7 protein-coding genes are annotated in these 12,229 nt (G+C 50.8%); 2 read left to right on the top strand and 5 right to left on the bottom strand.

The window, feature by feature from the left end; genetic code table 11:
• Positions 1 to 35: 35 nt before the first annotated feature.
• Positions 36 to 1,259 carry a serine/threonine protein kinase gene (locus FYZ48_RS01545; protein WP_149336806.1) on the top strand — a complete coding sequence of 408 codons (1,224 nt, stop codon included), beginning with the start codon at positions 36 to 38 and terminating at the stop codon, positions 1,257 to 1,259.
• A gap of 7 nt (positions 1,260 to 1,266) precedes the next feature.
• Here FYZ48_RS01545 and FYZ48_RS01540 read toward each other — a convergent pair whose 3' ends face one another.
• The 5 genes from FYZ48_RS01540 to FYZ48_RS01520 all read right to left on the bottom strand — a co-directional run bounded on the left by FYZ48_RS01540 (position 1,267) and on the right by FYZ48_RS01520 (position 10,664).
• Positions 1,267 to 4,203, bottom strand: coding sequence for a serine/threonine-protein kinase (locus tag FYZ48_RS01540; protein WP_149336804.1), 2,937 nt, complete (start codon positions 4,201 to 4,203; stop codon positions 1,267 to 1,269).
• Positions 4,204 to 4,257: 54 nt separating this feature from the next.
• Positions 4,258 to 4,890: a sigma-70 family RNA polymerase sigma factor gene (locus FYZ48_RS01535; protein ID WP_149336802.1), complete on the bottom strand. Its 633-nt coding sequence runs from the start codon at positions 4,888 to 4,890 to the stop codon at positions 4,258 to 4,260.
• A 191-nt stretch (positions 4,891 to 5,081) separates the two neighbouring features.
• The gene (locus FYZ48_RS01530) at positions 5,082 to 6,725 is read right to left on the bottom strand and encodes a hypothetical protein (protein ID WP_149336799.1); all 1,644 of its coding nucleotides are present in this window, start codon (positions 6,723 to 6,725) and stop codon (positions 5,082 to 5,084) included.
• A gap of 14 nt (positions 6,726 to 6,739) precedes the next feature.
• A complete protein-coding gene (locus FYZ48_RS01525; RefSeq protein ID WP_149336797.1) occupies positions 6,740 to 8,644 on the bottom strand; it encodes a multiheme c-type cytochrome in 1,905 nt (634 codons plus the stop codon).
• A 277-nt stretch (positions 8,645 to 8,921) separates the two neighbouring features.
• Entirely contained in the window at positions 8,922 to 10,664 is a 1,743-nt protein-coding gene (locus FYZ48_RS01520) for an adenylate/guanylate cyclase domain-containing protein (protein ID WP_187781824.1), read from the bottom strand.
• Between the two features lie 345 nt (positions 10,665 to 11,009).
• Between FYZ48_RS01520 and FYZ48_RS01515 the strand changes: the two genes are divergently transcribed.
• The gene (locus FYZ48_RS01515) at positions 11,010 to 12,200 is read left to right on the top strand and encodes a multiheme c-type cytochrome (protein WP_149336793.1); all 1,191 of its coding nucleotides are present in this window, start codon (positions 11,010 to 11,012) and stop codon (positions 12,198 to 12,200) included.
• Positions 12,201 to 12,229: the final 29 nt, after the last annotated feature.

Raw genomic sequence — 12,229 nt, 5'->3', positions numbered from 1 at the left:
TAAAAAGCAACTCCGGACGCTCGTGAAGGTTCATCATGAATACTGAGCTATTAACGCAAAGAATCGGCACTGCTGGGACTGACTCGGGATACTGTACGCTTGAGGAACTGGCGACTCAATTTGTGGATGAATATCGTCGCTGGCTGAATCCCTCCATCGATGACTATGCCGATAGCTATCCAGAATATGCTACAGAAATCCGGGAGAGTTTTCCTGTTCTGATTGCGATGGAAGAATGGAAGGGGAATCAGGAAATCGACTGTCTTAAACAGCAGTCAGCTGATTGTCTGAAGCTGAAGCAACTGGGAAACTGCAAGTTGATTCGCGAGATGAGTCGCAGTCGCACCGCCCTGTTTTTCGAGGCAGTGCAGGGAGCACAACGACGACCGGTGGCTGTGAAGTTGATGCCCTGGAAATCGGAATTGACGCCGCGCTGGCGGGACCGGTTCAAACGGGAAGCCCATCTGACATTTCGCTTGCAGCACAAAAACATTATCTCCATCTACAGTACTGGAGAAGACCAGGGGTATTCGTACGCTGTGCTGCAGCAGGTACAGGGAATTGGTCTCAATCAGGTAATCGCCTGTCTTTCTGGTTCTGCTTCGTCTTTAGTGGGGGACCGGGATGAATCACAGCAAAACATGCGACAGATTCAGGCTGTGACACATGCATTAGAGAGTGATCGCTGGCGGGTGTCGGCGTTGATCGCACTTCAGTTATCTAATGCATTACGCTACGCTCACAGTCATGGAGTGTTGCACAATGATTTTCGCCCGGAGAATGTTCTGGTGAATGCGGACTGGGACTGTTGGTTGACCGGGTTCGCCCTCCCTCAGTTTGCAGAAGGGGCATTGAAACAACAGCAGACTCTGACCTTACGCAATCAGTCTCCTGATCGCTTAAATGGCGTAGTCAACGAGCAGAGTGATTTGTATTCTCTGGGAATGACTGTTTATGAATTAGTGACAGGTATCCCGGCTTTTACTGCCCGAAGCAGCAGTGAGTTGATTGAACTCATCATGCATTCGGAACCCGCAAGACCCTGTGAACTGGATAAAGATATTCCAACGGATTTTGAAAACATCATCTTGAACTGCATCTCCCCTGTTGCCCAGCGGTATCAGTCAGCAGACGAGTTAAGCATTGATCTGGTATGTTTTCTCAACGGGAAAAGTGTGCGGCGTCGCTTGAGTCGACGGTCCACTATGTGGGGGAAATGGTCCCGCTTCTGGGGTAAGTCAAAAGATTCGTCAGGTTAGGAAAGTTCTAACGAGGCGGACGTCGGCCATTGTTTTGACCGGGGCCACCCGCCCGGGGAGGGCGACGTTCATGAGGTGGACCGTGACCGGGTCTGCCTGGTCCAGGGCCGCCACGATTCGGCTCTGGATGATTCTCTCGAAAATTATCCAGATTCAATTCGGGAAACTGCTGCTCGAATTCTTTCTCATATTCATCGAACTTATTCCACATCAGCCAACTGTCGACATCAGAGCCGGTCTGATGGTAGAGCAGTGCCAGTTCCTCAGAGGCGTCGATGATTCCAGCCAGTTGTTTGGGAGGACCAGGCTGTTTTTTCCAGGCGGGTTCCAGAATCTGGAGTGCATGCTTATAAAGCGTAATTGCTTCCTCGGTGTTGCCTTTCTTGCCGACGATCATCGCCAGTTCGAGCTCAAATTTAGCCAGCCACTGATTGTGCTCTGCTGATTCAGGAAACTGTTCCGCCAGTTCTTTTTGTAATCGCAGTGCCGTTCGCAGAGACAGCTCTGCCGTATCATGAGACTGACGAGTATCAATTTCCGGTGAATGATTTCTGGTGAGAATATCCATCGCATGTGCCAGTTTATTGTGCGAATGAATCAGCGAGATTTTGTATTCGGGAATGGTCGGAGAATCAGTGACCAGTTGAGTCGCATGTTGAATGGCGTTCTTTAAGCGTGTAATTACTGTTTCGCTGATATCACTCGCACGGGCATTGCGAAGTTCGATTCGTTCATAAGATTTCACCAGGGCATGCCGATAGTCGGAGATGTTGGGGTGCTCTTTAACCAGTTTTTCCAGAATGCTGTATACGCGTGCCTGCTTGAGACTGTCCGATTCTGATTGAGGAATCTGGTCTGGAATCTGTTCCTGGAGACAGAGTGCCAGCAAATAGCGATATTCTGGTCGGGTCTGGTCTGAGGCAATCAACTGTTCCAGAATGTCGATGGCCTGCTGCAATTGAGCTGCGTTCGGGTTCTGATCCGGATTGAGACGACGCTTGGGACTCCGATAGTCACCACTTTGGATTGCCTCGGGACGGTATTGGCGGGCATTTAAAAAGTACGTACGCGCCAGTTCAAAACGCAGATCTGACTGATCCTGGTTTTGTGCGATCGCTGTCTCCAGCAATTTGCGAGCAGTTTCATGAGACGTTTTGGATTCGGGAAGCTGGTCCAGATGGCTGTGGATTCGACCAATTTCGTTATACAGAGTCGCGATCGTCAACGTTTTCGCTTCACTAAAATCCTGTTGGTATAGTTCCAGTGATTTCTGGTAGGCAGCCAGAGCAGCCTGAAAATCTCCCAGCCGCCGATGGATATCGCCGACTTTATGCTGCGCGTTGGCTGCTTTGAGTCGAAATTCCTGTTGCGATCCAGTCGACTTTGCCAGCTCTTCATAAAATGGAATCATACCCGCGAGAAGATCTGCGGATTCACGGGAGAGCACTGGTTCAGAGTAATCAGCCGGAGTACTGGTTGTTTCCGAGGAATGAATCCGACTCGGTACAAAGCGGTCGAAGACACGGTCGAGGGTGGCCGTGGCCAGTTGCGCTGAAGCTTCTGCTTTTTTTCTTTCGCGTCGTTCCCGTTCAAATCCGATCGCCAGGGTCACACCCAGCAGGAGCAGTAAACTGAATGCGATTCCCGAGAGACTGGCGATAGCTGGATTCCGGCAGCTCCAGCGCCAGAGGTGTTCCAGCAGATGGACTCGTCTGGCGCGAATGGGACGGTTTTCCAGGAAGAGATTAAGATCCTCTGCCAGCTCACTCGCTCTCTGATAACGATGTTTTGTATCGGGAGCGATGGCTTTGAGGATAATCGTTTCCAGATCGCGGGGGATGCTCGGATCGATACGGCGCAGGGAAGTGATTGAGCCTTGCGTGATCTTTTCGATCATCTCATGGCGACTGGTGCGTTCAATCGCAAATCGCCGGGTCAGCAGTTCATAAAGTGTGATTCCCAGTCCATAAATATCACTCTGGCGGCAGGTGTCTCCACGAAACATTTCGGGGGCCATATAGCCCAGTGTGCCGGCGATGTCTGTGGATTTACTCAGATCATTCTGTTCTGCGACCCGCGCCAGACCGAAGTCTGTGATACAGAGCAGGCCGTCATGGTCCAGAAGCAGATTACCGGGCTTAATATCCCGGTGCAGGATTCCACGGTCATGTGCATATTGCAGTGCGTTTGCAGCCTGAATTCCCAGAGCAGCGATTTTGTAGGGAGAGTCAACATATTGTTCGAATTCCTGGTCTGCGACTTTGTTTTCCGTTTTAAGTGTGAAGTCGGTCGAACCGCTGTCGCTGGAAGAACAGATGACCGTTTCCTCGCCACTAAGGGAGATCGTCGCACCTGGAGACTTGTTCGTTTTGAGACCTGTACTGGCAGCGGTGGCGACAATTTTCTGAGTCAGTTCATCCAGTCCGATACCTTCGATCAGCTGCATGACATAATAATGAAAGCCGCCATTTTCACCGACACCATAGACGGGAACAATGTTGGTATGGTGCAGAGAAGCTGTCAATTCGGCTTCACGTTGAAAGCGTTTAAGTTGTTTTACATCCAGTAGCAGATGTCGCGGGAGTAATTTTAAGGCAACCCGTCGATTCAATGATTGCTGGATAGCCTCATAGACAACGCCCATGCCACCACGACCGATTTCCCGGACAATTTGAAAATCCCCCAGTTGCTCAGGAACCGAAGCGCCCAACGAGACTTTGCTGGGAGCGGGCTCTGCATATTTACCGCCCTCCAGTGCTGCGATCGCGGGAAAGAACTCTTCAATTTCAGCAGAGAGTTCGGGGTATCGCTGACGGTAGTCCTCCACGGAAGGTTGCTCACCCAGGCGGATCCGCGCAATAAACTCTTCCGCCAGCTGTTCCAGGTCAGCTGGTCCGGGAGGCGTCAGGTTCTTAAGCGAGCGATCTGATTCGGGGGATAGCATTGCCCAATGTCCTGTCGATTACCGTCTACGATGAGGCAGACAAAGATAGTCTGGTCATTCAATAATACCGGGAATTTGTACCAGAATGGAGCGCAATCTGGTTAATGCTCTGAAATATCTCATGCTGGCTGTTTTGGGTTCGATTTCGAGTACCTCGGAAGCCTCCAGGTTGGATAGTTCTTCAAAATGTCTCAGGACCAGAATCTCCCGGTCGATTTCGTTCATACTTTCCAGGGCTTCATGTAACTGTCGGGCCAGCTCTTCTTTGAGGGCTGCCTGACTGGGGGAAGTTAAATCTCCCAGAAGAACATCTGCGATCTGAAACGAGGTCGAAGCGGAAAAGACGCGTCGTTTCTGCTTCGCTTCACGGCGGACATCACGCTTTTGTGCACCAAGATGCCGACGATGAACGTCGATCAATGTCTGACCGACGATGGTCCGCAGCCAGATGAAAAACGTAGTGGCCGGATCGTTAAGATAATGTTCAATCCGGGTAGCAGCATCCAGGTAGGCTTCCTGCAGGATATCATCCGCATCAACACGCCCGAGCAGACGATGATCGAGACGAAAATTGACAATTCGCCATAACCGATCGCGGTAGCGGTCATATTCGTCCGCTAAAACACCCTCCGGATTTTCTTTCAGCCGTTCCAGAAATTCCTGGGGGTTTTCCTGCTCTTCCAACAAAAAACTGTCCTCCCGAATAGTAACTGTTTGATCTCAGGCCTGATTCTAGTCGAATGCTTCCCGAAACAACAAGTCGCGTCTCAGGTTCGAAGAGAGGGATTACAACAATTCCACAGGCCCCTGGGGCAATGAGCAGACGAGAGGCGATCGGTATCTCTTACGCATGATTCAAGCTGTTTGACGGATAACATTTAGAACTTTGCCAGAAATTCAACTCGGGCCCCGGAACCGACGCCCCGGGATTCCTGCTTGGAAACAAAGCTGTCCAGCAGCATGATCCAGTGCTGTCCGATTGCTTTCTGATAACGAATCCCACCAGCAATCGCACCATTGTTGGTACCTTCCGTGTTCTTACGCCCCCCGATTTCAAATATCAGTTGCTGCCTGGTTTTATCGTAAAACAACTGGTATCCCAGGCTTCCTCCCGCGGCATTCGTCGCCTGGTTACTCAAAGCAGCTCCGTATTGACCGAGACCTGACGCGGCATACAAAATTCCCACCTGTCCCAACGGCCCCCCGGCCAGTGTCCCTCGCGCGGGGGATGTAAACTGGTCTATTGCCAGAAAGGCATTGAAGTAAACCAGATCATTGGAGTGATGTGGTGTCAGTGAGATCTGGCTGAACAGCAACTCCCCCTGTCCAGAAGCGGTGGTTGCACCTTCGTGGGGAAACGATGCCAGTACATGAAAGGAAGTGTTATAGGTGTTGTGATACCCGTGCAGCCGCTGGATGGAGCTGATCCCGAAAGCGGTGTTGCTTCCGAACTGCTGATTGCTGGAATAAACAGTGGCCACGTCAGCGTTGATGGTACTGAATTTAGTATCCGTTTCCGTAAAGAGACCATACAGCCGCGCATCCGGATCACGGACATTGTTATTACGGTTGATATCGCTTTCTACATACACGCCTGTAATCCGCATGTTAAGAATGCGTCCCCCGTTCACTGTGTTGCGCGTGACAGTGACCGCATCGACCATATCTTCATTGATCAGCAGTCCCTGTTGAAATGACATAGGCTGACGACCAATCGAAAAGCCAATGTCGTATCGATGGACGTCGTAGGGATCCAGGTTCGGGAAAATTTCCCCAAAATCCCCTTCGAAGAACAGGGTTTGAATGTCTGCATTTAACCCGTCCAGCCATTGTCCCTCACGAAATTCATAACTCGTGAAAAGACGTGATGCAGTCAGCTCTTTGTCCAGTGAACGCAGTCCAACCAGAATTCGTTCGGTTCCCGATAGATTCAACTGTCCAAACAGGTCGAGGCGGTTGGCCCATTCTGTGACATTGGTGCCCGTTCGGTTATTAAAATAATCGATCCCGGTGCGGTAAGTACCAAAGACCCAGAAAGAGGGTCTCCAGACCGCTCCCGTCGGAATTACAATCCCCTGATTCAGAAAGCCGATATCCAGAAACTTTTCATTGGTTTCAACCAGCAGATTGGGGCGATCAGGAATCGGTTGCAGGCCGATGGCATGGTCTTCCAGTGGGGATTCAGGAGCGTAATGTTCTGCACAAAGCAACCATTCTCCAAAATAAGCCAGAGGTTTTGCGGGGGACGCGAGGGCGTCCATGAACAATTCTCCCAGCTTCCAGGGGAGTGGATCGTGATCGTAAACCAGACTGGGATCGTATTCAACACGCGCTGCGTAAGGATCAATGTATTCAAACTCATCCTCCTCGTCCGCAGCCTGTAATTCTTCAGCATATTCAGGCGACGGAGGAAGTGTGACCACCCCGGGTGCCTCCGGAGGTTGGGCGGCAAGCTGTACCGGGAGCACCAGACTGATGCTCCAGAAAGACAGCAACAGAAATTCTCGTAATTTGACTGGCATGGGAAGAATTGCAATCAGGGAATGCAGACTGTTTCCACTTTTTCATACAGGATCATGTGACCGTCCACGACGCCATCTGCAACATCGCGAGCCGACATCCCATAATCAAAACCAACGTCCGAGATTTCATGTACCAGGTTCACAGGGACCATACCGGCAATTAACTGCACGCGAATCGTGTAATTGCCAGGGCCTGTTAATTGACGCCTTGACACTTGGTACTTTGCCAGGCGGTGTGCTTGAGGGGGAATATTCTGTTTTTGTTTTCGTGCACCGATCGGTCGCCCGAGCACTGTGAAGGGACGCGTCGCGGGGCGGAAATAAGGCAATGGATCCAGTGAGTAAGGCACATTCAGCACCTGTTCCCGCTCACCACCTCGAACATTCCGGGTAATGAAGCGGGACTGGAGTGTAAATAACTGCCGGTCCAGCGGGACCTCGCCGTTATGGACATATAGAGAATGCGAATCCCTGATATCCCCGTTGGGGTCCAGGTCACCCGATTGGAAGACGAGCTGGCCATTCTGGTCCCACACCATAGTTCTCAAAAAGACGACGCGTTCCGCATCAAAGCCGGTAGGGACTCCATGGCCCAGTGTAATATTGGATACGGGGACCGAAAATCGCAGATCGTACCATTTGGCTTTATCGATCTGTATCTCTCCGAGTTCATATCCAGCCTGCAGAACCTGAAGACGTTGGGTCGCAGCCTCGCCAAGGAGGTCATACTGCTCATTTAGAATCTTACGGGCCTTGATTCGCAGAATCTGATTATCCCAGGGAGGTGGGAAGAAATCTGCTGCAGTGACATGTTTTTCAAATTCGGGCGTTCCCCAGCCGCCGGCATCATCGAAGCAGAGCCATTCCCGCATCGTCGCCAGACCCGTGTCTTCAGCCGTCGGTTCGTTTTCTTCACGAATTGCACGAGGGTTGTGAGGGAACAGACCCCGGTGGATGATCGGGTAATCGGGGCCAATCATCATGTGGTTGGTATGTTTGCGGATCGGAGTAGAGACATTACCAATTACGGCCGCTGGGGATGAGGAGTAACCCAATGGTTTCCCCGGGACAGCCCCCATGTGACAGTCCTGGCAGTTTTCTTTACAGACTTTCGCGGAAGGGGAGTGCTTGAATTCACTGAAGGCATCTTCCAGACGGAATCCGTTAGGGGCGAACACATCATGGCAGCTTCCACAGAAACCAGGAGTAATCAATTGAAAGAACTGATGGGCTTCTGCGTGAATTTCCCGTCCGCGGATCTCTGGATCATTATTCGTTTTGAGCACTCCATATTTGTCTGGATTTGCCAGAACGGCGGCCAGATTTTCACCCCCCAGAGGTCCATAGACAACCTGATTAATATCGCCAGCTACCAGCGCCTGACGTCCCGCTCCTTTACCCCAGGCCTGGTTGATCCGATGGCACGCCACGCAGGTGACTCCTTCACGGGACGTGGGAGAGCGGTCCATATTGCTCATGTTGATTGGTTCGGAAAGTGCCATTCCCACCGGAGTATGACAGCGAATACAAAAGTCGCCCAGAGTTCCGTTATTCAACTTGATCAGCTTATTAGACATCGCATTGAAGACAGGGCTCAGCTGCGCATAAGCATGTGGAGAGACAGACCATTCTCGGTAATGTTGTGGATGGCATTTGCCGCATTTCTCCGCTGACGGGAAAGGATCATCCTCAAAGCATTCGGCGTGTGCCTGATCGATCACGTGTTTCAGCACTTTATCGCGTGGAGCAGGTGTCGCGGCGGGGGGAGCGGGCTCTGTTGCAACAATTCGGACAATCCCCTTTTGTTCCGCCTGGAGATACTCGCCGTAGATGACAGGCAGCAGTCCGGCGAACAGCAGGATCAGGAGACCCAGGTTCCGATAGACTCGGATTCGATTTGTTTGAGGAGAGGATTCCATTCCTGTTCTCCTGCCTTTCAGACAGAGTCGGGATTCTGTTCAAAATGAAGCTGAATCAGCCAAGGTACGTACTGTTCCCCCAGTTGGCTTAATAGTCATAATCGGAATAATCCGAACAGTGGTTGAATCTTAAAATGAATAGTTTCATGTCCAATTAAAAATATTGATAGACACTGATGTGAGGCTATGTGAATTAAATGACTTGATATGAAAGACTTAAGGTGTGTTTGCTCAGTTGTCTGATTGACTGCCAGCAATGGATCAAATCGTGTATTTGCTATTTCATTAAGGAGATTACGCCGTCCCAGTTGTCGGGGGCCTGGTAATTATGAGTGGCGATCTGCAGCAGTAGGAAGTCTTTGGCTCGATCTTTCGGGGGGAGGTGTCCGAGTAGTTCCAGCGCACTATCCCAGTCTCCCTCAATGAAGGCAGAGACAGCAGCTTCGAAATCCTGAATATTCTGATTCGAGATTGTACTTTTCCCTTCTGAGGGCAGTAACTCATACACCGAGAAGGGAGACTCAAAACCAGCAGGGCGAAACAGACCTATATGGCGACAGCGTCCCTCTGATTCAGGGAGTAGATTCCGGATATCCATGGCAGTCGGTTCGTCGATCAGAATGGGAACGCCGATTTGTTTTGTCATACTTTCCAGACGGGCGGCCAGATTGACCACAGGGCCGAAGACACCTACCTTCGCCTGTTCCCGGGTACCGATTTTCCCGGCAATCGCATTACCCCGAGTGATGCCGATACCGACTTCAAAACCACTGAGTTCGTTGAGAGGCGTACTATTAGATATTTTAAACATCTGCTGGATTCGCAGAGCTGCTTTGCAGGCAGGGAGCGAACCTTTTGAAAGAGGCAGCGGCCAGCCCCAGAATCCGAGCGCACTGTCTCCCTGAAAATCTGCGATGACACCATGCTGGTGAATAATGCTTTGTGTCATCACCCCCAGGGCGTTTTTCAGGTGATCCAGAAACTGGTGCAGATTCTGGCCTGCCTGCTCAGTCATTTGTGAAAAACGCCGCAGGTCGCAGAACAGAACAGCTGTCTCAGTTTCCGTTGGCTCTAATGTGTGTCTAGCATCATCCTCGGAGACGACCTTGATAATTGCCGGAGAAAAAAACTGTTCGATGCCAGAAAAACGATTTTCAAGCCGTCGAACTCTGCGGATTGCTGAAAGCATGTGTGCCAGCAGTTCCACCAGATTCAGATCTTCCTGCAGATCTTCCGTAGCAAGATAAGCCTGCGAAGGAGACTCCTCACCAAATCGCCCGCAGATATAAAGACACCATTGATGATCTCCTTCTGTTTTAACTGGTGTGCAGAAGGCCCAGCGACCGTTAGCCAGCGGTTCTCCTTTGCGGCTCTTTTCGACTTCAATTGCTGTTTCGCCTGTTTTCAATGCATCTCGTACCAGAGATCTGACGATCGAAACACGACGAAAACCGGGAACAGGCTGTTCCCAGTGTGTTACGCCCCATTTCCGGGGACCATCTGTCTGGAGTACCGCTACAACATCAGCGTGTGCCATCACCTCTTTAAGCAGGAGACTGGCCTGCTGAGCCAGATTCCCTTCATCTTTGGAGAGCCATAAGCGAGGGACAGCTTTCGAGACGGTCTCGATACGAAAGTCCGTCACGCGCAGACTGGCTTCTGTCAGGATGCCAGATTCCGTATCGAGATCATCCAGAATCTGCAGCACACCGTTTTGAGAGGTTCGTTCTATATATTGAAAGCGGGTTTCTCCGATTTGAAATACATCGCCAACCGGGAGTATCAGCTCGCTGTGAAACTGATCTCCATACCTGATCTGATTAATCACGCTGGGAAAACAGCGGATTTTAAAACGGTCATCAAACTGTTGAAATTCCGCGTGCATGCGGGAAATGGTGGAATCCCAGGGGACCGCACAATCATTTTCTGCACTGCGTCCCAGGCGCATTCTTCTAGTTCCTGCAATCTGCCATTCAATTTTTTCGCCGGGGCGAGGCCCCTGTGCGATCAGATGAATCATGGTCTGGTCCTGTGGCTGAAAGTCCGGCATCGTCGTGAACCGGTTAAGAGCAAATGAATCAGGGCGGCCATATCTCAAATGAAACTAAATTCAGGCCTGATATTGAGAAACGTAAATTCTGCAGGATGACAACTGCGGATTCAAAAAATATCAGTATTTCTACATGTCTGATGAAAAAGGAGTAGTTACATCAGCCGGGTTCACGTTAATTAACCCTGTCGGTATTTCTTAAATTCTTAGAACCCGTCAGGTGTACATTCCCGGTCCTTTCTGTAACGGGGAACCCGCGGGCTCCGTCAGTTGCCATGTCCCATCTCAGGTCGCTTGCTAAGAAAGTTTCTCGGAATGAATTACGCACGATTCAGATTACGCTGTTTCAAACCCACGACTTACCTGCTGGTTCTTCTGTTAACTGGCCTGATGCTGCGATCTGGTGCCAGCAGCTTTGTAACACAAATGTATGCAACCGAGCCGGCAGCTTCACAGAGTGCTTATGTTTCCACTGCAGCGGTTCCACGTGCAGACCAGACAGAAAATGTGATGGGAGTCATTGCTGCAGACTGCAAAAAGTGCCATCCATCAGAAGTGGCGACCTGGATGAAAACCGTTCACTTTCAATCTCCTGAAATGCGACTTTATAAGTTCGATGGAAATACAAAAAAATACGCGACAGCCATGGGGTTAACGAGCGCAGAGTTACTGGGAGACTCGCTTTGCGCTGATTGTCATGGCACCAAGGCCGTCCGGGATGGTCAGGTGAAAGTCATCTCTGGTGTATCCTGCGAAAAATGTCATGGCGCTGCGGGGGGAGAAGCAGGCTGGTTGAATCGGCACCAATCCTATCATGCAAATATGCCGGTACCACGTGCTCAGGAAACACCCGCGCACCGGGCAGAGAGGCTGGAATTCTGCGATCAGGCAGGGATGCGACGCTCCAGTAATATCTATGGGCTTTCCAAAGCCTGCTTTAAATGTCATCTGGTGGGAAATGAAAAACTGATTGCCGCAGGGCATAAAGCGGCCAGCGCTTTTGATTTCGTTTCATGGACCAGCGGGGAACTCAAACATAATTTCCTGGTAGATAAAACGACGAACGCGGATGCTCCTTCACTCTGGATGGAACGCACAGGAGGTAAACCGGAAGAGCGTCGCCGGATGAAATTCATCGTAGGGACCCTGGTTCAACTGGAGACCGCACTAAGACTCCGGGCAGAGACAACGAATCCGGCTGTCATTCCACAGATCAGTGGAGTGATCGCAGCCGCCAATGGGCAACTGACCCAGATGAATGCTCTTGCTCCAACTCCTGAGGTGCAGGCTGTAACAGCATTGATTACACCGATGTTCGGGACCTTATTTGCCCCGTTGCCAACAGATAAAGAAACCTACAGCCAGGCTGCAGACAAGGTAGCGGAACTGACCCGTCAATTTGCAGACCAGCATGATGGATCGAAGTTTGCCAGTCTGGACGCGATGATCAATCGCCTTCCCCCGCATTATTCACAGCAATACCAGGAGAAGTATTCTAAACCATAATCTACCTCAGCGATCCTCAGTCTGTGAAT

This window comes from Gimesia chilikensis (assembly GCF_008329715.1).
GTDB classification, from domain to species: Bacteria; Planctomycetota; Planctomycetia; order Planctomycetales; family Planctomycetaceae; genus Gimesia; species Gimesia chilikensis.
This window is presented reverse-complemented; position numbering and strand designations above follow the sequence as displayed.

Excerpts from the sequence above, each read along its gene's own strand:
- FYZ48_RS01545 (WP_149336806.1), top strand. The coding sequence starts at position 36 with ATGAATACTGAGCTATTAACGCAAAGAATCGGCACTGCTGGGACTGAC.
- FYZ48_RS01540 (WP_149336804.1), bottom strand. The coding sequence starts at position 4,203 with ATGCTATCCCCCGAATCAGATCGCTCGCTTAAGAACCTGACGCCTCCC.
- FYZ48_RS01530 (WP_149336799.1), bottom strand. The coding sequence starts at position 6,725 with ATGCCAGTCAAATTACGAGAATTTCTGTTGCTGTCTTTCTGGAGCATC.
- FYZ48_RS01525 (WP_149336797.1), bottom strand. The coding sequence starts at position 8,644 with ATGGAATCCTCTCCTCAAACAAATCGAATCCGAGTCTATCGGAACCTG.
- FYZ48_RS01520 (WP_187781824.1), bottom strand. The coding sequence starts at position 10,664 with ATGATTCATCTGATCGCACAGGGGCCTCGCCCCGGCGAAAAAATTGAA.
- FYZ48_RS01515 (WP_149336793.1), top strand. The coding sequence starts at position 11,010 with ATGAATTACGCACGATTCAGATTACGCTGTTTCAAACCCACGACTTAC.